The following is a 22935-nucleotide window of genomic DNA, read 5'->3' as shown; positions in this document are numbered from 1 at the left end:
GGTTTTCTGCAGCCGAACGATTTGCACGAGATGGCGAAACGGCTTGGAAACCAGATCCGCTTGCGGCGGGTCTTGGCCTAGATCCACGGTCATCTCGACGAGGATCTGGATATGGAGCTCCTTGCTGGAATCGCCGGCATGTCGAGCCATCACTGGCACAGGATTTATCACGCAGTTTACGGCAAGACGCTGGCGGCGCCGTCAAGCGGCTGCGGCTGCATTGCGCGGCAGGCGATATCGTCCGCACGGATCTCATTATCAGCGAGATTGCGAAGGGATCCGGCCACCCCAATCACCAATCTTTCAACCGCATCTCAAGTCGGCCTACGGCAAGCCGCCTGGGCGCTACCGGAAAAAGGGAAGTCTAAAAAACCCTTGAAACCTCACCTAACGGAAAAAGAGCTGCCTTGTTCGACATAACCTTACGCAAGACAGTGCCGATCGATTGATCATGCATTCCCCATACAGGTTCCCGTATACAGATCTGCAAGGCCTTCGAGACGCTCTTCTGCGTACTCCATGCCCGCGGCCCTGACAGAACCGGAGATCTGGTTGGTGACGTCGGCGGCGCGCGGCTGCACGAAGCCACGACGTCATGCAGAAGGCGGGGAAGATCTCAACGCTTCGTCGTCCAGCGCGGTGGCTCGCCTGTAGCCGTCGCGGTTGGTCACGCGGCCAAGATAATCCGCAAAGGCCTGGCGCTTTTCGAACGTGCCGAAGCCCATGCCCCAGCCGATATGCGAACCGACGTAGACATCGGCGGCGGTGAAGCGGTCGCCGGCGATATAGGGCGAGGCGCTGACAGCTTTCTCGAGCGTGTCCATGACGTCGCCGAAGCTGCCGTAGCCAGCCATCCTGCTTTTTTCGGCGGGTGTCACAAAGCCGAGTGCACGGTTCGTGGCAGCGGCCTCAAGTGGACCGGCGGCGAAAAACATCCATCGGTAATAGCTGCCGCGTTCATTCGGTCTTGGAGCGAGCTCGTGTTCCGGAAAGGTCTCGGCGAGATAGGCGCAGATCGCGGCGCATTCCGTGACGATCGTATCGCCATGGCGGATCGCCGGCACCTTGCCCATCGGGTTCACGGTCAGGTATTCCGGCGCCTTCATCGTGCCGCCAAAGGTCATGATTTCCGTGCGGTAGGGAACGCCGGTCTCTTCCAGCATCCAGCGGGCGATACGGCCGCGCGACATCGGGTTCGTATAGAATACCAGCTCTTGCGCCATGTTTTCCTCCACTTGTTCTTAAGTCCGGTTTAGCGTGGGCTTAAGCAAAATCAAGCCTTTCGCTCAAAGCGATTTGCGGTACTGGATGAAGCCGGAGCGTTCGGCGATCTGGTCGTAGAGGCGCTGCGCCGTCACATTGGTCTCATGTGTCATCCAGTAGAGGCGCCCGGCGCCATTCTTGCGCGCAAGTTCGGCAACGGCCTCGATCAAGGCCGCCCCTGTTCCAAGGCCGCGCTTGTCGGCTTCGACATAAAGGTCCTGCAGATAGCAGGTCCATTGCGGCAGCCAGCAGGAGCGGTGAAAGATGGCGTGCACGATGCCGGTGAGGCGATCATCGCCGTCGAAGGCGCCAAGTGCGTACATCTCTTCGGCCGGGTCGTGGAAGCGGCTCCAGGTCAGCCCAGTGGTCTCCAGCGGAATAACGACTTGGTAGAATTGCTGATAAGCGGCCCACAGAGCCTCCCAGGCGAGGCGATCAGACGGCTGCAGCGGGCGGATGGTCGTAGACATTGTTGTGCTCCCCATTCTTCTCCCTGAAATGAAAACGGCGGGAAGAACCCGCCGTTTGTTTGTTCGATATCTCAAGGTGCCTCAGGCGCCCATGGCTTTTTGCAGGTTGGAGTCGATCTTGTCGAGGAAGGCAGTGGTTGAGAGCCACGGCTGGTCAGGGCCGATCAGCAGTGCCAGGTCCTTCGTCATGAAACCGGCTTCGACGGTGTCGACGCAGACCTTTTCCAGCGTCGAGGCGAAGCGGGCGAGTTCGGCATTGTCGTCGAGCTTGGCGCGGTGCGCGAGGCCGCGGGTCCAGGCGAAGATCGAGGCGATCGAGTTCGTCGAGGTCTCCTGGCCCTTCTGGTGCTGGCGGTAGTGGCGGGTGACCGTGCCATGAGCGGCTTCGGCTTCGACCGTCTTGCCGTCCGGGGTAAGCAGAACCGAGGTCATCAGGCCGAGCGAACCGAAGCCCTGGGCGACAGTGTCGGACTGGACGTCGCCGTCGTAGTTCTTGCACGCCCAGACGTAGCCGCCGGACCACTTCAGCGCCGAAGCGACCATGTCGTCGATCAGGCGGTGCTCGTAGGTGATGCCGGCTTCCTTGAACTGATCCTTGAATTCGCTCTCGTAGACTTCCTCGAAGATATCCTTGAATCGGCCGTCATAGGCCTTGAGGATGGTGTTCTTCGTCGAGAGGTAGACCGGCCACTTGCGCATCAGGCCGTACATCATCGAGGCGCGGGCGAATTCGCGGATCGATTCATCAAGGTTGTACATGGCCATGGCAACGCCTGCGCCCGGCGCGTTGAAGACTTCCCTCTCGATGACCTGACCGTCTTCGCCGACGAACTTGATGGTGAGCTTGCCCTTGCCAGGGAATTTGAAGTCGGTTGCGCGGTACTGGTCGCCGAAGGCGTGACGGCCGACGACGATCGGCTGGGTCCAGCCCGGAACGAGGCGCGGAACGTTCTTGCAGATGATCGGTTCGCGGAAGATGACGCCGCCCAGGATGTTGCGAATCGTGCCGTTCGGGCTCTTCCACATTTCCTTGAGGCTGAATTCCTTCACGCGTGCTTCGTCCGGCGTGATCGTTGCGCACTTGATGCCGACGCCGTATTTCTTGATGGCGTTGGCGGCGTCCACAGTGACCTGATCATTGGTCGCATCCCGGTTTTCGACCGAAAGATCGTAGTAGTCGATGTCGAGGTCGAGATACGGATGGATCAGCTTGTCCTTGATGAGCTGCCAAATGATGCGAGTCATTTCATCGCCGTCGAGATCGGCGACGGGATTGGCGACCTTGATCTTCTTCATGTATCTGCCTCGTAAGCTTGGATGGGGACGCATGTCCCGGTGGGTGATGGAAAATCCCGAGCGCTATAGCATTGCGAGCCGGGAACGCAAAGCCGCAAGCGCCGTTCGAAGCGCATTTTGGCGTGCCTTGCCAAGTTTCGAGACTCGGCTAGTGTCCGTCGAAATTGCCTTTCGGAGCGGATATTTCAACATGAGGAAGATCGCCCTTCTGCTTCTCGCCGTTGCTGGCCTTCCTGCGGTTTGCAACGGAGCGGAGATTACGGCGCCAGTGCAGGAAATCATGGATGCGACCGTCAAGAACTGGTCGGGCAACGACACCGGATGGATCGACATATTCGACCCCCCAACGCTCGACAAACTCTACAGCAAGGATTTTGTCGCAAAGTATCAGGAGGCTTTGAAGCACCCGGCGATGGAGGAGGGCATCTCGCCCTTCGACCATGACGTGATCGTCAATGCCCAGGACGCATGCCCGCTCCAAGACCTGACGCTGACACCTCAGGGGGCTGCGGAGGGCAGGCAGGAGATCGTCGTGCGCTTCCGCAAGATGGCCTGCGGCATTGGTCCTGAGGCGCAGACGATCTCGTCAGTACGTTTCGAGATGGTCACTGATGGCAGCAAGCCACTGATCGACGACATCATGATGGAGAGTGCCGGGCCGAAGGAACTGCGGTCGCTGAAGGCGGAAATGGTGACCATCGCCAAGGGCGGGTGAAGACTGCGAGTTGATCGGCGCCGCCTCCCAGAGGTCTATCCTGCGGCAGGGCCTTGCCGTTTCGATCGTGCAAAGCTATTCCCCGCATGAAAGCAAGGACGGCATTCATGGCAGGCACGAACAGCGAGCGTAAACTTTTAGCCGAAGGGCCGGTCATCATTCTGGTCGAGCCGCAGATGGGCGAGAACATCGGCATGGTGGCGCGCGCGATGGCGAATTTCGGCCTTGCCGAACTGCGCCTCGTCAATCCGCGCGACGGTTGGCCGAACGAGAAGGCACAGGCTGCCGCCTCAAAAGCCGATCATGTCATCGAAGGCACGAAGGTTTTCGACACCTTGGAGCAGGCGGTCGCTGACCTCAATTTCGTCTATGCGACGACGGCGCGCGAACGCGATGGCTTCAAGCCGGTGCGTTCCCCGGTGGTGGCGGCTGAAACGCTGCGGGCGAAATTTCGCTCGGGCGAAGGCACGGGCATCCTTTTCGGCCGTGAACGGTGGGGCCTCACCAACGAGGAAGTGGCTCTCGCCGACGAGATCGTGACCTTCCCGGTCAATCCCGCCTTCGCCTCGCTGAACATCGCGCAGGCTGTGCTTTTGATGTCCTACGAGTGGATGAAATCCGGCATGGAGGATGCCGGTGCCGTGCCGTTCCAGGCGATGTCGCAGACGCAATCGACAAAGGAACAGCTCTTCGGCCTTTTCGACCAGTTGGAAGAGGCGCTAGAGGCACGCAATTACTTCCATCCTGCCGGGAAAAAGCCCAAAATGGTGGACAATCTGCGGGCAGTCCTTTCCCGCCGCGCCTTCACGGAACAGGAAATCAGCGTACTGCGCGGTGTGATATCCTCCCTTGACCGCTTTTCGCGCAAGTATCCGCGCGGAAGCCGTCCGCCTGCAGACGCCAAGGAACAGCCAAAAGATGACATCAGCGGCGAATGAGCTGAAACCGGTTTTGATCTTCGATTCCGGCATCGGGGGGCTCACCGTGCTCCGCGAAGCCCGTGTGCTGATGCCGGAACGCGGCTTCATCTACATCGCCGATGATGCGGGATTTCCTTATGGGGGCTGGGAAGAGCAGGCGCTGAAGGAGCGTATCATCACGCTTTTTGGCAGGCTTCTTGGCCAGTATGATCCGGAAGTCTGCGTCATCGCCTGCAATACGGCCTTCACGCTGGTCGGTGCCGATCTACGCGCAGCCTTTCCCCAGACGACCTTCGTCGGTACTGTGCCTGCGATCAAGCCCGCCGCCGAGCGGACGCGATCCGGGCTCGTCTCCGTGCTTGCTACGCCCGGTACGGTCAAACGCGCCTATACGCGCGATCTGATCCAGTCCTTCGCACAGCAATGCCATGTACGCCTCGTCGGCTCGGAAAACCTGGCGCGCATGGCGGAGGCCTATATCCGCGGTGATGCCGTCTCGGACGAGGCCGTCATGACGGAGATCGACCAATGCTTTGTCGAAAAGGACGGCCGCAAGACGGACATCGTCGTACTTGCCTGCACGCATTATCCCTTCATGGCGAATCTTTTCCGGAGGCTGGCGCCATGGCCCGTGGATTGGCTTGATCCGGCGGAGGCAATCGCTAGGCGGGCGCGAAGCCTTGTGCCGCAGGTGGCCGATTCCGTTCACCCCGACGATTTCGACTTTGCGGTCTTTACCACCGGCAATCCGGATTTCTCCACGACACGCTTGATGCAGGGTTTCGGGCTGAAAGTCAGGTGACGCTTCCGGTACTCAATCGTGATAGGTACTGGGCACGTGCGGATCAATGTCGAAGGTAGGCGTGACATGGCGACGGGCGAGGACTTGCGGCGCATCGCGCTATCACTGGAAGGCACGGTCGTGGCCCCGCATTTCGATCGAATGGCGTTCAAGGTCGCCCGGATCTACGTCACGCTCAGTGCCGACGGCCGGACGGCGAACTTCAATTTCACGCCCGACGAACAGCAATTCAAGTGCATGATGTTACCAGATGCCTTCTCGCCGGTGCCGAACGCATGGGGCAGGCGGGGCTGGACCGCCGCCGAACTGTCGCGGCTGGGCGGGGAGGATCTCGAAAATGCATTGCGCATGGCATGGGCGCATGCGCAGCCTAGGAAGCCGGCCCGGCGATGAGCGCCAGACCGCGTTGGGGACGATCCGCATTCGCTGTGGGTTTCGCAATCGTGTGGGCGAAATCCGCGGAAATCTTTGATAGACCGAAGTGCGCCGTTTCAAGACAATGGCGCTTCGTATCATTGAGTCTCATCTGAATAGGTCATTGCTTTGCAGGTTGGTATCGATATGGGAATGGCGTCAGGGAACACCCCGGCGACGCTCGATATCGAGGAGCTTCTGGCGACCCGCCTTCTCGTTCAGGGCAATTCTGGCTCCGGTAAGTCGCATCTGCTGCGACGGCTGCTTGAACAGTCCGCGCAGTGGGTCCAACAGGTCATCATCGATCCGGAAGGCGACTTCGTCACGCTCAGCGACCGATTCGGCCATGTCGTCGTCGATGGCGAGCGGACCGAAGCTGAGCTTGCCGGCATTGCCAACCGTATCCGCCAGCATCGCGTTTCCTGCGTCCTGACGCTGGAAGGCCTCGACATCGAGCAGCAGATGCGCGCTGCGGCCGCTTTTCTTAACGGTATGTTCGATGCCGATCGCGAATACTGGTACCCGGTGCTCGTCGTCGTCGACGAGGCTCAGATGTTTGCCCCTTCGGTCGGTGGCGATGTTTCCGAAGACGCCCGCAAGATGTCGCTGGGCGCCATGACGAACCTGATGTGCCGTGGCCGCAAACGGGGGCTGGCGGGCGTGATTGCCACGCAGCGCCTTGCGAAACTTGCGAAGAACGTTGCGGCGGAAGCCTCGAACTTCCTGATGGGCCGTACCTTCCTCGACATCGACATGGCCCGTGCCGCCGATCTTCTCGGCATGGACCGGCGCCAGGCGGAAATGTTCCGCGATCTGAAGCGCGGCAACTTCGTGGCCCTCGGTCCGGCACTCTCGCGCCGTCCGCTGCCCATCCAGATCGGTGCCGTGGAAACGTCGGCGCGTTCGTCGAGCCCGAAGCTGATGCCACTGCCCGATGCCCCGCGGGATGTCGAGGATCTGATCTTTACGCCTGATCCTGAGGAATTCCAGAGACCAGTCATGCGCCGGGCGACACCGGCGCCGCGGCCGACGACGGACATTCTGGCAGAACTTTCGCGTTCCGCGCCCGCTGCGACGGCAGTGCCGGCCGAGGCGCGTGCAAACCATCCGGATCTCACCGCCGAGGAGCGCGAGGAACGGCTTACGGCCGTGCTTCGGGAAATCCTCGACGATCCGGCTTCGAGCTTCCGGACGGATTCGGTACTCTATCAGGAATTCCTGGTGCGGCTGCGCATGCGCCGCATGCCCGGGCCACCGATGTCGCTGCCGGAGTTCCGCCGGCACGTGGCAATCTCGCGGTCGGGCGTCGATGCCGCAACGGCCGGGACGGGAACCTGGGCGACGGCGCTGTCGCTTTCAACCGGCGTGACCGACGATCTGCAGGGCGTGTTCCTGATGCTGGCCAAGGCCGCGGTCTGCGGCGAGCCTTGCCCATCCGACGCCCGCATAGCGCGCGCCTACGGCACACATTCGGCTCGCAGGGCCAGGCGCCTACTTGGCTATTTCGAGGAACAGGGTACGATCGTCGTGCACACGGATTTCGCGGGTAAGCGCATCGTAGCTTTCCCGGATATGAACTGCCAGACTGCGCCGGGCGATGCGAATGCGCCTGATGATGCGCGACAGGCGGCGGAATAACCCACAGCTGACTTTTTGACAGATAAAGGCCTTGCCATCGCCGGACGGGCTCGGTGATGCGTCGGTCGAACGTTACAAGGTCATATTACCGGCACGGTCAGAACTCATATCTTCGATGAGCTTCTAGTTCGGCTCGCATTGCCAAACATCAGGCGGACAATTCACAATATCGTCCAATTGTCCTGGGAGTTTTCGATCCACCGATGTGACGTTCGCGCTAGCGATCAATGGACTGCTGAATATAGCGATAAACGCCATATCCCTTAACGTGCCTCCGCTGTTGACATTTTTATGGCGAGCCCCTAAAGACCGCGTGCACCGGGCAGCAATGTCCGGTGTTTCATTTGACATGTCCCGTGGATTTGTCCTGTTCGCGTAATGGGATAGTCCTGTCGGGCTTTCGAAAGAAGGCCAAAGGAGGGCGTGTTTCCTTCGCGCGGTTTTGTAAAGAACCGTCCTAACACTCTGAAAGGAAATACGATGAGCAAGCGCGAATCGTCCAAGTACAAGATTGACCGCCGTATGGGCGAAAACATCTGGGGCCGTCCGAAATCCCCGGTGAACCGCCGCGAATACGGCCCGGGCCAGCATGGCCAGCGCCGCAAGGGTAAGCTTTCGGACTTCGGTGTGCAGCTGCGCGCCAAGCAGAAGCTGAAGGGTTACTACGGCGACCTGCGCGAGAAGCAGTTCCGCGCGATCTTCGACGAAGCCAACCGCCGCAAGGGTGACACCTCGGAAAACCTGATCGGTCTTCTGGAGTCCCGTCTCGACGCGATCGTCTATCGCGCCAAGTTCGTTCCGACCGTTTTCGCTGCCCGCCAGTTCGTGAACCACGGCCACGTGACTGTGAACGGGGTTCGCGTCAATATCGGTTCCTACCGTTGCAAGGCCGGCGACGTCATCGAGGTTCGCCAGAAGTCGAAGCAGCTCGTGACCGTCCTGGAATCCGTCGGCCTCGCTGAGCGCGACGTTCCGGAGTACATCGAAGTTGATCACAACAAGATGGTTGCGACTTTCGCCCGCGTTCCTTCGCTCTCCGACGTTCCCTATCCGGTCGTCATGGAGCCGCATCTGGTGGTCGAATTCTATTCGCGTTAATCAACGCGAGGCGTTTTCGCATACGGAAAAGCCGCCTGCTGGGCGGCTTTTTTGTTCTCTGGAGAGAAGCCATGGTAGATTTGCAGGCCGTCCTCGACAGCATCTACAAGGAGCTGGCGCCCCGTATCGGCGAGGGCAAGGTCGCAGACTATATCCCCGAGCTTGCAAAGATCGATCCTAACCAGTTCGGCATGGCGGTCGTGACGGTCGACGGCAAGATCTACCGCGCAGGCGATGCCGACGTGCCGTTCTCCATCCAGAGCATTTCCAAGGTCTTCATGCTGACCTTAGCGCTCGGCAAGGTCGGCGAGGGACTCTGGAAGCGCGTCGGGCGCGAGCCTTCCGGTTCAGCCTTCAATTCTATTGTCCAGCTCGAGCATGAGCATGGAATCCCGCGCAATCCCTTCATCAATGCAGGGGCAATCGCTGTCACCGACGTCGTGATGGCAGGTCATGCGCCGCGCGAAGCGATAGGTGAGCTGCTGCGCTTCGTTCGCTATCTCGCCGACGACGAATCGGTAACGATCGACGAGAAGGTGGCGCGCTCGGAGACGCAGACCGGATACCGGAATTTCGCGCTCGCCAATTTCATGCGCGCCTACAAGAACATCGATCATCCGGTCGAACATGTGCTTGGCGTGTATTTCCATCAATGCGCGCTCTCTATGAGTTGCAAGCAACTAGCAAAGGCCGGGCTGTTCCTTGCAGCCCGCGGCAGCAATCCCATGACCGGCCATTCGGTCGTGTCGCCGAAGCGTGCGCGGCGCATCAATGCTCTGATGCTGACCTGTGGCCATTACGACGGCTCGGGCGATTTCGCCTATCATGTCGGCCTTCCCGGCAAGAGCGGCGTCGGCGGCGGCATCTTCGCCGTTGCCCCGGGGGTCGCCTCTATCGCCGCCTGGTCGCCAGGTTTGAACAAGGTGGGCAATTCGCAGCTTGGGGCCGTTGCGCTGGAAATGCTTGCAGCGCGCACAGGCTGGTCGGTTTTCGGCGATTGATGCTTCGTTGACGCCAGGCTTTCTGCTAAGGCAGAATTATTGGAGTGGGTAGGACGATGAATATCGCAGCCAACATCGATGAGGAATTCCGACAGGCCGCCGAAGACGGCGTGACCGGCCATACGCTCTTTGCCGATGCCCCGCATTCCGTCTCGTTCAACAAACTGCGCAAGCGCCTGCTCCGGCAGGTTCGCCAAGCCTTCGACGATTTCGGCATGCTGAAGGGTCAGAAGCGCTGGCTGGTCGGCATTTCCGGTGGCAAGGATTCCTACGGTTTGCTGGCGCTGCTGCTCGACTTGCAATGGCGTGGACTGCTGCCGGTCGAGCTGATCGCCTGCAACCTCGACCAGGGCCAGCCGAACTTTCCGAAGCATGTCCTGCCGGATTATCTGACGAAGATCGGCGTGAAGCACCGCATCGAACACCGGGATACCTATTCGATCGTGAAGGAGAAGGTACCGGAGGGCGGGACATACTGCTCGCTCTGTTCTCGTCTTCGCCGGGGCAACCTTTACCGCATCGCGCGGGAGGAGGGCTGTGATGCCCTGGTGCTCGGGCATCACCGCGAGGATATCCTCGAGACCTTCTTCATGAACTTTTTCCATGGCGGGCGTCTCGCCTCCATGCCGGCGAAGCTGCTCAACGACGAGGGCGACCTCATGGTGCTCAGGCCCCTTGCATATTGCGCCGAGGACGACATGGCGAAATTTGCGGCTGCCATGCAGTTTCCAATCATCCCCTGCGATCTGTGCGGTTCGCAAGACGGCCTGCAGCGCAATGCGATGAAGGATATGATTGCGGATATCGAGCGACGCATGCCGGGCCGCAAGGACACGATGCTGCGGGCGCTCGCGCATGTGAACCCCTCACACCTGCTCGATCCGAAGCTTTTCGATTTCTCCGCCCTGATGGTCACAGAGCCGTAACCGAAGAGCGCGTAACTGGCTTACGCTCAAAATAAGGACATGCGATGACTTCGACAATTGACGTGACGACGCTCTGCGATCTCCTCAGGCGGGCGGCGAAGGCCGAGATACTGCCGCGCTTCCGAAAGCTTGGCAGCGGTGACGTACGGGTCAAGACCGAGGCGACTGACCTGGTAACGGAAGCCGATGAGCAGGCTGAGCGGATGATGAAGGCTGAGGCGGCAAAACGATGGCCGGGTGCAGTCTTCATCGGCGAGGAGTCGGTTGCTGCCGATCCTGCGCTGCTCGGCAAGCTGCAGGGAGCAGATCTTGCGATCGTCGTCGATCCGGTCGACGGCACCTTCAATTTTGCTTCCGGCATTCCCGCCTTCGGCGTCATGGCGTCGGTCGTGTCGAGGGGTGAAACCGTTGCGGGCATCATCTACGACCCCATGGGCGACGACTGGGTGATGGCGGAGAAGGGGAGCGGCGCCTGGCTGCGACGGCCGGAGGGCGAGTCGGAGCGGCTTTCCGTGGCAGCGCCGGTGGCATTGGAACAGATGGTCGGTATGGCGTCGACCGGCTACCTGCCGAAAGAGAAGCGTCCGGAAATCCTCTCGAATCTCGCAAAGGTACGCTTTCTCGTGAACTACCGCTGCGCCGCGCATGAATACAGGACATTCGCGTCGGGGCACGTGCATTACCTGATGTACAACAAGCTGATGCCGTGGGATCATCTGGCGGGAACGCTGATCTGCCAGGAGGCAGGCGCCCATGCGGCGCGTTTCGATGGAACGGCTTACCTGCCGCATCACGTCGACGGCGGGTTGCTGGTCGCTCCGGACAAGGCGTCGTGGGAGTTGCTGCGGCGGGAAGTTTTCACGGTGTGAGACCTTGGGGGGCGTAAGCCTCGATCAATGCCCGACATAGAGGGAGAGACATATTTCCTCCCAAGCTGATTTGATCACGATACCGCCCCGCTTCAAAGCGGGGTGTTTCGCGTCGGGCTGCGTTTAGTTCGTGGAACTCGTCGTCACCTGATCGACCGGGATGCCGGGCGAGTTTTGCGGAAGGGATGCGATTGCGAACATCGCAAAGGCATAAGCGGCAAATACAGAAGCCGCGACGGTGGTCTTGATCATCTCTTGCTCCATCGTTGCCAGGGCAGACTAGCCCGAAAGGGCGATGGCCACAAGAAATATGAACGCCAGATGAACAGAACGTCATAAAAGGCATCCGCATCATTGCGAGCGGCGTGCCCGTCAGTTTGCTCGCTGCCCGTGCGATTGCGCTGGAACGAGTCGCCAGGTGATTCGTTGAGTCGAATGTTTTGCGTGAGGTACTGCGTCATGGGGAAAAAGGATATCGGCAAATTCCAGCCCGTCAGGATCAAACTCGGCGGGCGCTTTCGCGTTGTCAGAACGGTCCACCATGCCTACAAGCTGATGGTCACCGAATGGCCGATCCACGATGGCCCGGCGCTTTACCGCGCCGAGGTCACATGTCTTGATGCCTTCAACGATGCGACACCGGCCGCTGAGGTGCGCAAGAAGTTTTTGGTCGCCGCCAGCGAGGCGCACCTGGAATATGTTGTATGATCCGCTGTGATCGGTTCCGCTGATATTGGGGATCCGTTCGGTACCGGCAAAGACTGGGGCCTACCGGCCCGCGGCCAGTCATTTTTCAACGCGATGATGTCTCAGCCCGCGTCTGACGCGGCCAGATTTCACAAATGCGCAGCACCCGGCTCGGGTTGCGGGCTGTCGCCCGGGTGGGTGAAGAGTTTGCCCTTTTCGGCAAAGAGCGTGGCGACAATGCTGATCGTGCCGAAGACCGCAAAGCCGGCAAAGAGCGGCTGGACGGTGCCATTGAAAAGCTGGCCGACGCCTCCTCCGAGCAGCGCGCCGACGGAGGTCGAGACGAAGCCGGTGATGGCGGTCGCCGTGCCTGCAAGATTGCCCATCGGTTCGAGGCTGATTGCCGTGAAATTGGTGGCGATGACTGCAAACATCATCAGCAGAATGGAGAACAGAGCGTAATCCAACGCGAAATTGACATTGCCATCGAGCGCCATGACGTAACCGAATGCCGAAATCACCGTAAAGAGGATCATTGCGGTGTGCGAGATGCGGCGCATGCCAAAGGTGCGCACGAAGAAGCCGTTGGCAAAATTGGCGATGGCAATGCCGCCTGCCGTTGCCGCGAAGGCGACCGGCAGCCAATCGCCCAGGCCGTAGACTTCACCGAAAACCTGCTGCACGGAGATCACATAGGCGCTGATTACGCCCGTGAACATCGTGAGCCCGATCATATAGCCGCAGGTGATGCGGTTGGTGAGAACTGTCCTGAAGCCATCGATGATCGAGCCGACAGAGAGCGGGATGCGCTCATCGACCGGCAGCGACTCCTTAAGGCGCAGCAGCGCCCAGAGGAAGAGGATCGCGCCGACGATGCCGAGCAGGATGAAGATCCAGTGCCAGTCGGCGTAGCTGATGATCAGCTGGCCGACGGAAGGCGCGACGATCGGCACGATCATGAAGACGATCATCACGTAGGACATGACGCGAGCCATTTCGCGGCCGCCGAAGCAGTCGCGGACAATCGCCATCGTGGTGATACGCACCGCGGCACCACCAATTCCCTGGACGAAGCGCATGACGAGCAGCATCTCGAAGCTGCCGATCAGTGCCGCGCCGAACATCGCCAGCACGTAGACGGCAAGGCCGCCGAGCAGGATGCGGCGGCGGCCGAAGGTGTCGGAGAGGCTGCCGAAGACGATCTGCGAGACACCAAAGCCGAAGAAGAAGACGCCGATGATCAGTTGTGCGTCGTTGGTGCTCGTCACGCTCAGCGAGCGGCCGATGGCGGGAAGCGCCGGCAGCATGCTGTCGATTGCCATGGCGATGCTGGCAGTCATGATCGCAATGGTTATGACAAATTCCGTAAATCCCATGCCGATGCGGCTGGAGCCCTGGTTTTCAGTGTGCGGTTTATGCTGCAGGACCATTCGTCAAATCCAGTGAATGTAAAATGGAAAGTGGATCGCTCAGAGACGCGGATTGTGAGGCCGAAACAGACGGCCCTTCTCGGCAATCAGGACGAAGACGAGTCCGATGATCGACACTGCGAAATAACCCGAGACCATCGGCAACGCGGTCCCGTCGAAGGCCTGACCGATAGCCGCGCCGATGATTGCGCCGCCGATCGTGCTCATGAAGCCGAGGACGGAGGAGGCAGTACCCGCCACGTGGCCGAGGGGCTCCATGGCGAGCGAGTTGAAGTTCGACCCGATCCAGCCGAACTGGAACATCGCAATGCCGAAGAAGCCGATGAATAGGAAGAAGGGCATGGGCTGCGGGCCAACGACCTGCACGATCATCCACAGCGTGTTGACGGCGACGAAACCGAGCAGCGATCCATGCGACAGCCGACGCATGCCGAACTTGCCGACGAAGCGTGAATTGAGAAACGACGCAATCGACATGAAGACCGCGACAGCGGCGAAGGCGAAGGGGAAATAAACGCCGAGATCGTAAATGCCAACATAGATCTGCTGAGCGGAGTTGATGAATCCGAATAGCGAGCCGAAGATGAAGGTCGTCGCAAGCGTATAGCAAAGTGCAATGCGGTTCGTCAGAACGAGCTGGAAACCACTGAGGATCGAGCGCGCCGTGAAGGGCCGCATGTTGCGCGGATCGAGCGTCTCGGGCAGGCGATAGAAGGTCCATGCGGCGATTGCCGCCCCCATTGCGGCGATGAAGACGAAGATCATGTGCCAGCTCGCAAAGAGCATGATGATCTGGCCGCTGCCGGGCGCGACGACCGGCACGATCATGAACACCATCATGATCAGCGACATGACTTCGGCCATCTGCCGGCCGCCGTAGATGTCGCGGACGATCGAAATGGTGATGACTCGCGTGGCGGCAGATCCGATGCCCTGGATGAAACGCAGAACGAGCAAGCCGGCAAACGAGGGTATGAAAGCAATCCCAATCGCGGACGCGATATAAATTGCCAGGCCGACGAGAAGCGGCAGGCGGCGGCCGAAGCGGTCGGAAATCGGGCCATAGAAGAGCTGAGCGCCACCGAAGCCGAGAAGATAGGACGAGACGACGAATTGCCGGTGGTTTTCGCTTTCCACGCCCAGATTGGAGCCGATCTGCTGCAGAGCCGGCAGCATGATATCGATCGCCAGTGAGTTGGTTGCCATCAAAAAGGCAGCCAGCGCGATGAATTCACGCTTGCCCATGGGCGTCTGGCCCGCGGACACGGCTTGAGATGAATCTGTCACGATGAAAATCCCATAAACAGGTCAAGGCGCTGTTGGCACAGCGCCTTGAACTCGAATTAGAACAGATTTGGAAACCGGACGGACGCCCGGTGACCTGTCAAGCGGCGCGAACCGTCACGCCGTTTTCCTGGAAATGCTGCTGCAACTCGCCCGCCTGGAACATTTCCCGCACGATGTCACAGCCGCCGATAAACTCGCCCTTCACGTAAAGCTGCGGGATTGTCGGCCAATTCGAATAGTCCTTGATGCCCTGGCGGATTTCCGAATCGGCTAGCACGTCAATGCCCTTGTAGTCGACGCCGAGGTAATCGAGGATCTGGACGACCTGGCCGGAGAAACCGCACTGCGGAAACTGCGGCGTGCCCTTCATGAAAAGGACGACGTCGTTGGTCTTGATTTCGTTGTCGATGAATTCGTTTATACCGCTCATAAGGCCTAATCCTTCCAACAGGCAGGTTAAAGGCCTGCCGTTTCAATCGTGAGCCTTAAATAGCATGTGACGGCTCAAATTCCAGCCGCCAAAATCAAAAAAGATAAGCATGCTTACGGTAGATGATGGCACGATGCCGGAACGCCTAGCGGCTGCGCTGCCTGCTGCGGGAAGTGGCGGTACGCCGTTTGCTCACCTGCTTGCGGGCGGGTTTAATGGCTGCTGAGGCAGTGCGGGTGAAGCGGCCGGTCGTGGAAGAGCGTGTCTTTCGCTTCTTTCGCTTGGTGGTGTTTCGAACCGCAGTCTTCTTGAGGATTTCCCTGAGAACGGTCTCGACAACGCCGCTCACGAGTTCCTTCATGATGTCAGCCATTCTGTCCCTCCAGCAACCAAAACGCTTCATGGCTATTGAATTGCGGATGCTTTCGGTTAGCAAGCGCTGCTTCAACAGCAGGCGAACTTTTTCCGCCACATTTCACATGCATGCGCGTTTTGCGATTTGGCGCGCCGAGCTCGCCGGAAAGATATTTATGAGATTGATCAAGAAAAGGGTGGTGCTTCACTTCCCCGGTTTTGAGCCGCTGGACGGCAAGGCCCACCGGGCGCGCTACGAGCGAACCGCCAGGCAGAGCGGAAAGGCCTGGGGCTTCCAGGCGCAGTTGGGCGAAATTGACAATCGCCACGGATTTGCAAAATTCGACGTGCTCGCCGCCTCCGATTTCTGGCAGACCGAAAGCAGGATTCATGTTTTCGATCACGACGTGCTGGTGGAACAGCTTAGCGCCAAGCCGGCGGCAAAGCGCATAGTCGACGGCTTTGCCGCCTGCGGCAGCATCATCATGGACGGGGGACTGGTCGGCTATTTCCGCCATGCCTGGCGCTTCGGTCTATTCTTTACATTTCCATTCGTGCTGATGCTGCTCGGCCTCATGCTGATGGCCGTGATCGCGTTGGCGCCGATGGGCTTCGGTCTCAATGTCCGGCATATGATCTGGAGCCTGCCGGCAGCGGCTGCCTTCTTCTATCTTTTCCTGTCTTTCGCCGAACGCTTCTACACACTGCATCTCTTCGCGGATTGGGAAATGGCGGTTGCGCTCGGGCGCATGGATCGGCCCGAGTTCGACGCATGGCTCGAACGCTGTGCGACTACGGCGCGCGAGGCGCTGTTGGAGGATGCTGACGAATATGTGATCTCGTCGCACAGCATGGGCTCGAGCGTTGCTGCGCATGTCGTCGGTTTGCTGCTTGAGAAGGAGCCGGCACTCTTCGACGGCAAGCAGGTCGTCTTTGCTTCGCTTGGTTCGGCGGTGTTGCAATGCGCGCTGCTGTCATCGGCAAAAGCGCTGCGCGCCCGTGTTGGGCTGATCGCGCGCTGCCGATCCGTCTTCTGGCTCGACGTCCACTGCCTGACCGGCGCCATCCATTTCTACAAGGTGCCGGTTGTCGCCGCGGCAGGCCATCCGGACGCCCCACAGGCAAGAATGCAGTTCATCCGCGTCAAGCAGATGCTGACGCCGGAACACTACAAGAAGATCAAGCTGGATTTTCTGCGGGTCCACCGGCAATACGTGCTGGGGCCGGACCTGCGCGCAACCTTCGATTTCACGCTGCTGACGGCCGGACCGGTGCCTGCCGCACTTGTCGCGGATGGAGGACTGCAAAAAATGCCCGGCTTGTGACCGGGCATTTTCAGCTATCGAACCATTATTCTGGGGCCGATGTCTGCAGCGCCAGTGCGTGCAGGATGCCGCCCATGTTTCCTTTGAGGGCCTCATACACCATCTGGTGCTGCTGGACGCGGCTCTTGCCCCGGAAGGCTTCGGCCACGACTTCGGCGGCGTAATGATCACCGTCGCCAGCAAGGTCGCGGATCGTTACCTTGGCACCGGGTATCCCGGCCCTGATCATGTCTTCGATATCGCCGGGTTTCATGGCCATGATCGTAACTCCTTGCACATCATTCCGCAGCGACAAGTGCCTCTGCGCTATCCATGAATTCAGGGAACCACGATTCATGGGCGTTGCGCAATTCCTGAATGGGGAGCGACAAAAGATCATCGACAACGAGGTCGCTGCCGGCAAGCGTGCCGAGGCGGCGGAAGGGCACGCCGGCGCCTTCGGCATTGGCGCAGACGAAATCGGCGACGTCTGGTCTGACCGCGACGACGTAGCGTGCCTGGTCTTCCCCGAAGAGGAGGGCATGCGGCGCGCCCTTGCCCTCGGCAAGCGTCACCATCAGGCCCTTGCCCGATGCCATCGCCATTTCCGCGAGCGCCAGGGCGAGGCCGCCGGAAGAGATATCGTGGCAGGCGGTGACCTGGCCGTTGCGGATTGCCGAACGGACGAAATCGCCATTGCGACGCTCGGCGAAGAGATCCACTTCGGGCGCCGGACCATCGCTGCTGCCGAGAATATCGCGCAGATAGATCGAGGAGCCCAGATGGCTGCCGTCCGTGCCGATCAGGATCAACTGATCGCCTTCGGATGCGCCGCCGATGCGTGCCATCGCCTGCCAGTCTGGCAGCAGGCCGACGCCTGCGATCGTCGGGGTGGGCAGGATCGCGATGCCGTTCGTCTCGTTGTAGAGCGAGACGTTGCCGGAAACGATCGGGAAATCCAGTGCACGGCAGGCTTCGCCGATGCCTTTTACTGCTTCGACGAACTGGCCCATAATTTCGGGCTTCTCCGGATTGCCGAAATTGAGGTTGTCGGTCGCGGCCAGCGGCTCGGCTCCGGTGGCGGTGATGTTACGCCAGCATTCGGCGACAGCCTGCTTGCCGCCTTCGAACGGATCGGCCTCGACATAACGCGGCGTGACATCGGAAGAGAATGCGAGCGCCTTGGTCGGATGGCCCTCGATGCGGACAACGCCGGCGTCACCGCCTGGAAGCTGCAGCGAATTGCCCTGAATCAACGTATCATACTGTTCGTAGACCCAGCGGCGGCTGGACTGGTTCGGCGATCCCACGAGCTGCAGCAGCGCCTGACCATAATCGTCCGGTGCTGCTACGAGCTCAGCGGGAAGGGGAGCACGCTTGCCGGATTGCCGCCAGGGGCGGTCGTATTCCGGCGCCTGGTCTCCGAGCTCCTTGATCGGCAGGTTTGCGACTTCCTCACCCTGATGCACGACACGGAAGCGCAGGTCGTCGGTGGTCTTGCCGACGATCGCGAAATCGAGGCCCCACTTGACGAAGATCGCCTTGGCGATCGTTTCCTTGTCCGGCTCGAGGACCATGAGCATACGCTCCTGGCTCTCCGAGAGCATCATCTCGTAGGCGGTCATCTGCTCTTCGCGGACCGGTACCTTGTCAAGCTCGAGCAGGATACCGAGATCGCCCTTGGCTCCCATTTCGACTGCCGAGCAGGTGAGGCCCGCCGCGCCCATGTCCTGGATGGCAATGACGGCGCCGGTCTGCATCAGTTCAAGGCAGGCTTCCAGCAGGCACTTTTCGGTGAAGGGGTCGCCGACCTGGACGGTCGGGCGCTTTTCCTCGATCGACTCGTCGAATTCGGCCGAGGCCATCGTCGCGCCGCCGACGCCGTCGCGGCCGGTCTTGGCGCCCAGATAGACGACCGGCAGGCCGACGCCCTTGGCTTGCGACAGGAAAATGGCATTCGACTTCGCCAGCCCCGCCGCAAAGGCGTTGACGAGGATGTTGCCGTTGTAGCGGGCGTCGAACTCGACCTCGCCGCCGACCGTCGGAACGCCGAAGGAATTGCCATACCCGCCGACGCCGGCGACGACGCCAGAGACGAGATGGCGGGTCTTCGGATGATCAGGCTCGCCGAAACGAAGAGCGTTCATCGCTGCTATCGGGCGGGCGCCCATGGTGAAGACGTCGCGCAAGATGCCGCCGACGCCTGTCGCAGCGCCCTGATAAGGCTCGATATAGGAGGGGTGGTTGTGGCTCTCCATCTTGAAGACCACACAATCGCCGTCGTCGATATCGACAACGCCGGCGTTCTCGCCTGGGCCCTGGATAACACGCGGCCCCTTGGTCGGCAGCGTGCGAAGCCACTTCTTGGAAGACTTGTACGAGCAGTGCTCGTTCCACATGGCCGAAAAGATGCCAAGTTCGGTAAAGGTCGGCTCGCGGCCGATCAGATCCAGTATCCGCTGATATTCATCCGGCTTCAGACCGTGGCTGGCGATGAGTTCGGGGGTGATCGGGCGGGTATTGGATATGGTCATGAGCTCTCGAAAGTCCCTGCCGTTGCGCGTTTTGCGGTGTCTTTAACCTATGTAGCGACGCCAGGCGACAGGAAAATGTCCACCGTCAACAAAGAGAGGACGAAGCGCTTTGGGACCGGGCGTTCAGGTAAATTGGTAGCATGAGTCGCTTCCAAGCCTGAACGAGGTCCTGTGTTGCGCCTTCCCTAGCAGCGTGAACTCATCCAGTCCTTTCAAATCGTCTCGTGCAGAAGGCCGGGATCAACCGCTCGTTGCTTGCGCCGGGCAATCCTGGCCGGACACGGTCATCGAAGGCGTCGAATTCGTCTTAAGATAACGCGCAAGTCCAGCCTGAGCCGCCACCGGAAATTTCATTCTTTTAGGCTGGGAGGACGTTAGATTTCGCCGACATAGGCCGAGCCGCCGCCTTCCAGCAGGCTCCTTAGAATGATCAGCCCGTCTTTGAGCGCGTCCTTGTCCTTCGGCGAGGAGAAGCCTATGCGCACGCGGTGATAGACCTTGTCGGCGCGCGAAGCCTTGAATTCATCCTCGTCATCGACGAGCACGCCATCGCGAAACGCGGCGTTCTTGAAGGTGCCGGACATCCAGGGATCGGGAAGCTTCAGCCAGAGGAAGGGAACATGCGGATGTGATTCGAAATCGAACCCCTCGAGCAATTCGCGAACGAGCCGCTCGCGCGTGGCAAGTTCGGTGATGCTTGCCTTGCGCATGGCATGGGCGGTGCCGCTTTCGACGAGGCGCGCGCAGGTTTCCGCAAGAATGAAGGGCAAGCCGCCGGTGATCATCTTGTGCGTGACCTTGATCCGCTGGGCAAAATGCGGCGGGCAGGCGACCCATCCGCCGCGCACGCCGGCAGCGACGGATTTGGAAAGCCCGTTGACGAGGAAGGTGCGGTCGGGCGCCAGCGACGCCAGCAAAGGGATCTCGTCGCCCGTCATACCGCCATAAAGATCGTCCTCGATCAGCCAGACGCCATGTCTGCGCGCCGTCGCAGCGATCGCTGCGCGGCGTTCATAGGGCATGGTTGCAAGGGTTGGGTTGTGCGCGGTCGGCATCAGAAAGGCGATCTTGGGATGCTGCTGCTGGCATAGCCGCTCGAAATCATCAGGAAGAACGCCGTACTCGTCGGAATCGACGGTTGCCGTCCGCCGGCCCAGCAGGCGGGCGCTGCGGCTCACCTGCGTGTAGCTCAGGTTTTCAAAAACGATCTTGTCACCGGGCGAAGACACGGCCGAGATGATCGACACGGCGGCCGCATGGGCCCCCAGCGTGGGAACGATATTCTCCGTCTCCGGCGTCCAGCCGTTTCGCGCCAGCCACTTCTGCCCGGCCAGGAACCAGTTTCGCGGAAAGTTGCGTGAGTAAGAGGATATCTCCGACATGTTCTGTTCCCCGATTTTGGCGAGGATCTGACCGATAATGCGGCCCTGTCCGAGATCGGGAGCCGCAGTCGTGTCGAAGCGGATCTTGTTCGCCGGCGCGTCGAGAACCCGCGTGCCTCCAAGCGACATCGTCAGAGGATCGGCCTGTTCTCCCGGCGCCGTCTCTGCGCGATCAAGCACGAAGGTTCCACGCCCGACTTCGCCCGCCACCAGTCCGCGTTCGTGCACCAAAGCATAGGCCCGGCCGATTGTGCCGATCGTCACGCCGATATCGTAGGCAAGATTCCGCTGCGGCGGCAGTTTGCTGCCAGCGGGGAGGGCGCCGCTGGCGATGGCTGACTCTATGCTGTCTGCCAGACGCATGTAGACCGGGCCGGAGCCGCGCGAAAGATCAGGGAGCCAATTTGTCATGGTAACAATTTGATAGATTGTCACCCTTTATCTGTCAAGAGTATGAACAATCATCGGTGATGAAGCGGACTTTATGACAATGTCTATCAACCAGAAGGTCGACCAGCATATTGTATCAATTGTTGCCGTTGGCGAGCGTTGCATTTTGGAACCCGCGTCGGCGCAAGGGCTGTTTTCGCGAATCCTGGAAATGTTGTCTTGCTGGAGCGTGAAACGCCAGGGGCGGCGAGCCTTGCGCGAGATGGCGGATTGGCAGCTGCGCGACATCGGGCTTTCGCGGGCCGATGCTGCGGAAGAAATCAAAAAGTCCCGTTTTTGGGATTGATCAGCGGCAGGTTTTTCCGCCGCCGGACCAGCGGGTCACATCGCTAGCAATGCGAGTGGAGACCGGCTCAGACATCATCGGTCCGAAGGCCTGAAGGCGGGCGGGGTTGCCTTCTGCCTGAACGACGAGCAGCGGGCGGCCTTCCGGGCTGTTCTTGTGGACAACCAGAATTCGCGGGCGGCCGGTGAAGGAGTTGAGTTCCGGCGCAAGGCGGTAGGCCGAAAACGCAGCATCGCCGGACTTGAACCAGCACGAATTGGCCCCGACGGCGACGCGCTCCATGGTGGAAAGCGCGCTGCGATCCGGTCCGGAGGAGGGCGCACTGGACTGGCACGACGCGAGCAAAATGCAAAGCGTGCTTGCCGCCGCAACGGCGGCGATATTCGTGGAAGGGCGCATCAATCTTTGCTCCGGTGGACCTGCTAAAGGCGTCTTGCGCGGCAAGGGTTAGGCAGCGATCAGGTCGAGTGCCGAAGCAAACAGACCGCGTCCATCGGAGCCGCCATGGGCTGCTTCGATCAGGTTTTCCGGATGCGGCATCATGCCGAGAACGTTGCCCCTGGCGTTCATCACCGCGGCAATGTCGTTGATCGATCCGTTCGGGTTGGTGCCGTGCGCATAACGGAAAACCACCTGGCCATTGCCTTCTATCTCAGCCAACGTCTCGGGATCCGCGAAATAGTTGCCGTCGTGGTGGGCAACCGGGCAACGTATGACCTGACCCTTGGCATAAGCGCGGGTGAAAGCTGTATTGGCGTTGGCGACCTCAAGCTTAATCTCGCGGCAGACGAACCTCAGCGAGGCGTTGCGCATCAAAGCACCCGGCAGCAGGCCGGCTTCCACGAGGATCTGAAAGCCATTGCAGACGCCAAGCACCTTGACGCCTTTCTGGGCCTTGTCGACGATCGCCTGCATCACCGGCATGCGAGCCGCGATCGCGCCGCAGCGCAGATAATCGCCATAAGAAAAGCCGCCCGGGATAACGATCAGATCGACATCGGGAATATCGGTTTCCGTCTGCCAGATCGTCACCGGCGCGTGGCCGGAGATTTTCGTCAGCGCTGCGATCATGTCGCGATCGCGGTTAAGGCCCGGAAGTTGAACGACGGCTGATTTCATGGGTGCGGTTCAAACCTTGCTTGTGCTTCTGCCAATTGTCGAAGTTCGTGACGATTTTCAATGCGGCCCAGGCGATCAAGGACCTGGCTCATCGTGCCACGCAGGTTCTTCGTGTCGCCCTGCATGGCCCGCATATGGTTGCTGAGGCTGTTGATATCTCGACAATTGTCCCTCTGTCCCTTTTTTCTATCGGACTGGGTTTTTCTCAAGATTTCAAACCGTGATTCCCACGTCAGGTCAGCCATCAAGTCCTCGGCGAC

At 60.1% G+C, this 22935-nt stretch carries 26 protein-coding genes and 1 pseudogene; 13 read left to right on the top strand and 14 right to left on the bottom strand.

The features are described 5' to 3' along the window. Nucleotides 1-81 precede the first annotated feature (81 nt). Nucleotides 82-530 (top strand): annotated as a pseudogene (locus AM571_RS37345) (helix-turn-helix domain-containing protein); the annotation flags it as partial. 63 nt (nt 531-593) lie between these two features. On the opposite strand, the gene AM571_RS10895 reads toward AM571_RS37345, so the two are convergent. The 3 genes from AM571_RS10895 to AM571_RS10885 all read right to left on the bottom strand — a co-directional run bounded on the left by AM571_RS10895 (nt 594) and on the right by AM571_RS10885 (nt 3029). Then, nucleotides 594-1223 (bottom strand): glutathione S-transferase family protein, encoded by a 630-nt coding sequence (locus AM571_RS10895; RefSeq protein WP_074061409.1) that lies wholly within the window; start codon nt 1221-1223, stop codon nt 594-596. A gap of 63 nt (nt 1224-1286) precedes the next feature. Then, the gene (locus tag AM571_RS10890) at nt 1287-1733 is read right to left on the bottom strand and encodes a GNAT family N-acetyltransferase (RefSeq protein ID WP_074061408.1); all 447 of its coding nucleotides are present in this window, start codon (nt 1731-1733) and stop codon (nt 1287-1289) included. A gap of 81 nt (nt 1734-1814) precedes the next feature. After that, nucleotides 1815-3029, bottom strand: coding sequence for an NADP-dependent isocitrate dehydrogenase (locus AM571_RS10885; protein ID WP_074061407.1), 1215 nt, complete (start codon nt 3027-3029; stop codon nt 1815-1817). A 190-nt stretch (nt 3030-3219) separates the two neighbouring features. On the opposite strand from AM571_RS10885, the gene AM571_RS10880 reads away from it, so the two are divergent. The 9 genes from AM571_RS10880 to AM571_RS10840 all read left to right on the top strand — a co-directional run bounded on the left by AM571_RS10880 (nt 3220) and on the right by AM571_RS10840 (nt 11412). Then, entirely contained in the window at nt 3220-3744 is a 525-nt protein-coding gene (locus AM571_RS10880) for a hypothetical protein (RefSeq protein ID WP_074063180.1), read from the top strand. A gap of 107 nt (nt 3745-3851) precedes the next feature. After that, complete coding sequence (locus tag AM571_RS10875) at nt 3852-4682, top strand: RNA methyltransferase (RefSeq protein WP_074063179.1); 831 nt, start codon at nt 3852-3854, stop codon at nt 4680-4682. After that, a complete protein-coding gene (murI, locus tag AM571_RS10870; protein ID WP_074061406.1) occupies nt 4663-5466 on the top strand; it encodes a glutamate racemase in 804 nt (267 codons plus the stop codon). The genes AM571_RS10875 and murI overlap by 20 nt, the downstream gene beginning before the upstream one ends. A 66-nt stretch (nt 5467-5532) precedes the next feature. Next, complete coding sequence (locus AM571_RS10865) at nt 5533-5859, top strand: MmcQ/YjbR family DNA-binding protein (protein WP_074061405.1); 327 nt, start codon at nt 5533-5535, stop codon at nt 5857-5859. 150 nt (nt 5860-6009) lie between these two features. Next, the gene (locus AM571_RS10860; RefSeq protein WP_074061404.1) at nt 6010-7518 is read left to right on the top strand and encodes an ATP-binding protein; all 1509 of its coding nucleotides are present in this window, start codon (nt 6010-6012) and stop codon (nt 7516-7518) included. A gap of 480 nt (nt 7519-7998) precedes the next feature. Beyond that, on the top strand, nt 7999-8616 hold the full coding sequence (gene rpsD / locus AM571_RS10855) for a 30S ribosomal protein S4 (RefSeq protein WP_074061403.1): 618 nt from the start codon (nt 7999-8001) through the stop codon (nt 8614-8616). Nucleotides 8617-8687: 71 nt separating this feature from the next. After that, complete coding sequence (locus tag AM571_RS10850; RefSeq protein ID WP_074061402.1) at nt 8688-9617, top strand: glutaminase; 930 nt, start codon at nt 8688-8690, stop codon at nt 9615-9617. Nucleotides 9618-9673: 56 nt separating this feature from the next. Beyond that, nucleotides 9674-10543 (top strand): tRNA 2-thiocytidine(32) synthetase TtcA, encoded by an 870-nt coding sequence (ttcA, locus tag AM571_RS10845; protein ID WP_074061401.1) that lies wholly within the window; start codon nt 9674-9676, stop codon nt 10541-10543. Nucleotides 10544-10587: 44 nt separating this feature from the next. Then, nucleotides 10588-11412, top strand: coding sequence for an inositol monophosphatase family protein (locus AM571_RS10840; RefSeq protein WP_074061400.1), 825 nt, complete (start codon nt 10588-10590; stop codon nt 11410-11412). 123 nt (nt 11413-11535) lie between these two features. Here the strand turns inward: AM571_RS10840 and AM571_RS38010 are convergent, their stop codons facing one another. Further along, complete coding sequence (locus tag AM571_RS38010; protein ID WP_257788081.1) at nt 11536-11664, bottom strand: hypothetical protein; 129 nt, start codon at nt 11662-11664, stop codon at nt 11536-11538. A 207-nt stretch (nt 11665-11871) separates the two neighbouring features. Here AM571_RS38010 and AM571_RS10835 point away from each other — a divergent pair, with 207 nt between their 5' ends. Then, nucleotides 11872-12120 (top strand): DUF982 domain-containing protein, encoded by a 249-nt coding sequence (locus tag AM571_RS10835; RefSeq protein WP_074061399.1) that lies wholly within the window; start codon nt 11872-11874, stop codon nt 12118-12120. A gap of 128 nt (nt 12121-12248) precedes the next feature. Here the strand turns inward: AM571_RS10835 and AM571_RS10830 are convergent, their stop codons facing one another. The 4 genes from AM571_RS10830 to AM571_RS10815 form a co-directional block, all read right to left on the bottom strand. Next, nucleotides 12249-13529, bottom strand: a complete 1281-nt coding sequence (locus tag AM571_RS10830) for a multidrug effflux MFS transporter (RefSeq protein ID WP_074061398.1) — start codon at nt 13527-13529, stop codon at nt 12249-12251. A gap of 39 nt (nt 13530-13568) precedes the next feature. Continuing rightward, the gene (locus AM571_RS10825; protein ID WP_074061397.1) at nt 13569-14774 is read right to left on the bottom strand and encodes a multidrug effflux MFS transporter; all 1206 of its coding nucleotides are present in this window, start codon (nt 14772-14774) and stop codon (nt 13569-13571) included. A 139-nt stretch (nt 14775-14913) separates the two neighbouring features. Then, complete coding sequence (gene grxD, locus AM571_RS10820; RefSeq protein WP_022715234.1) at nt 14914-15246, bottom strand: Grx4 family monothiol glutaredoxin; 333 nt, start codon at nt 15244-15246, stop codon at nt 14914-14916. Between the two features lie 145 nt (nt 15247-15391). After that, nucleotides 15392-15619: a hypothetical protein gene (locus AM571_RS10815; protein WP_074061396.1), complete on the bottom strand. Its 228-nt coding sequence runs from the start codon at nt 15617-15619 to the stop codon at nt 15392-15394. A 157-nt stretch (nt 15620-15776) separates the two neighbouring features. Here AM571_RS10815 and AM571_RS10810 point away from each other — a divergent pair, with 157 nt between their 5' ends. Next, nucleotides 15777-16925, top strand: a complete 1149-nt coding sequence (locus tag AM571_RS10810) for a hypothetical protein (RefSeq protein WP_074063178.1) — start codon at nt 15777-15779, stop codon at nt 16923-16925. 25 nt (nt 16926-16950) lie between these two features. Here the strand turns inward: AM571_RS10810 and AM571_RS10805 are convergent, their stop codons facing one another. From AM571_RS10805 to AM571_RS10795, 3 genes are all read right to left on the bottom strand, one after another. After that, nucleotides 16951-17184, bottom strand: a complete 234-nt coding sequence (locus AM571_RS10805; protein WP_039845020.1) for a BolA/IbaG family iron-sulfur metabolism protein — start codon at nt 17182-17184, stop codon at nt 16951-16953. A gap of 19 nt (nt 17185-17203) precedes the next feature. Next, on the bottom strand, nt 17204-19438 hold the full coding sequence (gene purL / locus AM571_RS10800) for a phosphoribosylformylglycinamidine synthase subunit PurL (protein WP_074061395.1): 2235 nt from the start codon (nt 19436-19438) through the stop codon (nt 17204-17206). Nucleotides 19439-19812: 374 nt separating this feature from the next. Then, entirely contained in the window at nt 19813-21231 is a 1419-nt protein-coding gene (locus tag AM571_RS10795; protein WP_074061394.1) for a PLP-dependent aminotransferase family protein, read from the bottom strand. A gap of 79 nt (nt 21232-21310) precedes the next feature. On the opposite strand from AM571_RS10795, the gene AM571_RS10790 reads away from it, so the two are divergent. Beyond that, nucleotides 21311-21556 (top strand): DUF1127 domain-containing protein, encoded by a 246-nt coding sequence (locus AM571_RS10790; protein WP_074063177.1) that lies wholly within the window; start codon nt 21311-21313, stop codon nt 21554-21556. Here the strand turns inward: AM571_RS10790 and AM571_RS10785 are convergent, their stop codons facing one another. From AM571_RS10785 to AM571_RS36185, 3 genes are read right to left on the bottom strand one after another with little or no spacing between them, the layout of a single operon-like run. Further along, the gene (locus tag AM571_RS10785) at nt 21557-21955 is read right to left on the bottom strand and encodes a hypothetical protein (RefSeq protein ID WP_074061393.1); all 399 of its coding nucleotides are present in this window, start codon (nt 21953-21955) and stop codon (nt 21557-21559) included. Between the two features lie 48 nt (nt 21956-22003). Continuing rightward, on the bottom strand, nt 22004-22675 hold the full coding sequence (gene purQ, locus AM571_RS10780) for a phosphoribosylformylglycinamidine synthase subunit PurQ (protein ID WP_074061392.1): 672 nt from the start codon (nt 22673-22675) through the stop codon (nt 22004-22006). Beyond that, nucleotides 22672-22920 (bottom strand): hypothetical protein, encoded by a 249-nt coding sequence (locus AM571_RS36185; protein ID WP_074061391.1) that lies wholly within the window; start codon nt 22918-22920, stop codon nt 22672-22674. The genes purQ and AM571_RS36185 overlap by 4 nt, the downstream gene beginning before the upstream one ends. Nucleotides 22921-22935 lie beyond the last annotated feature (15 nt).

The organism is Rhizobium etli 8C-3 (assembly GCF_001908375.1).
GTDB lineage: Bacteria > Pseudomonadota > Alphaproteobacteria > Rhizobiales > Rhizobiaceae > Rhizobium > Rhizobium etli_B.
This window is presented reverse-complemented; position numbering and strand designations above follow the sequence as displayed.

What these genes read in the sequence shown, in the direction of transcription:
- AM571_RS10895 (WP_074061409.1), bottom strand. Translation starts at nt 1,223, where the DNA reads ATGGCGCAAGAGCTGGTATTCTATACGAACCCGATGTCGCGCGGCCGT.
- AM571_RS10890 (WP_074061408.1), bottom strand. Translation starts at nt 1,733, where the DNA reads ATGTCTACGACCATCCGCCCGCTGCAGCCGTCTGATCGCCTCGCCTGG.
- AM571_RS10885 (WP_074061407.1), bottom strand. Translation starts at nt 3,029, where the DNA reads ATGAAGAAGATCAAGGTCGCCAATCCCGTCGCCGATCTCGACGGCGAT.
- AM571_RS10880 (WP_074063180.1), top strand. Translation starts at nt 3,220, where the DNA reads ATGAGGAAGATCGCCCTTCTGCTTCTCGCCGTTGCTGGCCTTCCTGCG.
- AM571_RS10875 (WP_074063179.1), top strand. Translation starts at nt 3,852, where the DNA reads ATGGCAGGCACGAACAGCGAGCGTAAACTTTTAGCCGAAGGGCCGGTC.
- murI (WP_074061406.1), top strand. Translation starts at nt 4,663, where the DNA reads ATGACATCAGCGGCGAATGAGCTGAAACCGGTTTTGATCTTCGATTCC.
- AM571_RS10865 (WP_074061405.1), top strand. Translation starts at nt 5,533, where the DNA reads ATGGCGACGGGCGAGGACTTGCGGCGCATCGCGCTATCACTGGAAGGC.
- rpsD (WP_074061403.1), top strand. Translation starts at nt 7,999, where the DNA reads ATGAGCAAGCGCGAATCGTCCAAGTACAAGATTGACCGCCGTATGGGC.
- AM571_RS10850 (WP_074061402.1), top strand. Translation starts at nt 8,688, where the DNA reads ATGGTAGATTTGCAGGCCGTCCTCGACAGCATCTACAAGGAGCTGGCG.
- ttcA (WP_074061401.1), top strand. Translation starts at nt 9,674, where the DNA reads ATGAATATCGCAGCCAACATCGATGAGGAATTCCGACAGGCCGCCGAA.
- AM571_RS10840 (WP_074061400.1), top strand. Translation starts at nt 10,588, where the DNA reads ATGACTTCGACAATTGACGTGACGACGCTCTGCGATCTCCTCAGGCGG.
- AM571_RS38010 (WP_257788081.1), bottom strand. Translation starts at nt 11,664, where the DNA reads ATGATCAAGACCACCGTCGCGGCTTCTGTATTTGCCGCTTATGCCTTT.
- AM571_RS10835 (WP_074061399.1), top strand. Translation starts at nt 11,872, where the DNA reads ATGGGGAAAAAGGATATCGGCAAATTCCAGCCCGTCAGGATCAAACTC.
- AM571_RS10830 (WP_074061398.1), bottom strand. Translation starts at nt 13,529, where the DNA reads ATGGTCCTGCAGCATAAACCGCACACTGAAAACCAGGGCTCCAGCCGC.
- AM571_RS10825 (WP_074061397.1), bottom strand. Translation starts at nt 14,774, where the DNA reads ATGGGCAAGCGTGAATTCATCGCGCTGGCTGCCTTTTTGATGGCAACC.
- grxD (WP_022715234.1), bottom strand. Translation starts at nt 15,246, where the DNA reads ATGAGCGGTATAAACGAATTCATCGACAACGAAATCAAGACCAACGAC.
- AM571_RS10815 (WP_074061396.1), bottom strand. Translation starts at nt 15,619, where the DNA reads ATGGCTGACATCATGAAGGAACTCGTGAGCGGCGTTGTCGAGACCGTT.
- AM571_RS10810 (WP_074063178.1), top strand. Translation starts at nt 15,777, where the DNA reads ATGAGATTGATCAAGAAAAGGGTGGTGCTTCACTTCCCCGGTTTTGAG.
- AM571_RS10805 (WP_039845020.1), bottom strand. Translation starts at nt 17,184, where the DNA reads ATGGCCATGAAACCCGGCGATATCGAAGACATGATCAGGGCCGGGATA.
- purL (WP_074061395.1), bottom strand. Translation starts at nt 19,438, where the DNA reads ATGACCATATCCAATACCCGCCCGATCACCCCCGAACTCATCGCCAGC.
- AM571_RS10795 (WP_074061394.1), bottom strand. Translation starts at nt 21,231, where the DNA reads ATGACAAATTGGCTCCCTGATCTTTCGCGCGGCTCCGGCCCGGTCTAC.
- AM571_RS10790 (WP_074063177.1), top strand. Translation starts at nt 21,311, where the DNA reads ATGTCTATCAACCAGAAGGTCGACCAGCATATTGTATCAATTGTTGCC.
- AM571_RS10785 (WP_074061393.1), bottom strand. Translation starts at nt 21,955, where the DNA reads ATGCGCCCTTCCACGAATATCGCCGCCGTTGCGGCGGCAAGCACGCTT.
- purQ (WP_074061392.1), bottom strand. Translation starts at nt 22,675, where the DNA reads ATGAAATCAGCCGTCGTTCAACTTCCGGGCCTTAACCGCGATCGCGAC.
- AM571_RS36185 (WP_074061391.1), bottom strand. Translation starts at nt 22,920, where the DNA reads ATGGCTGACCTGACGTGGGAATCACGGTTTGAAATCTTGAGAAAAACC.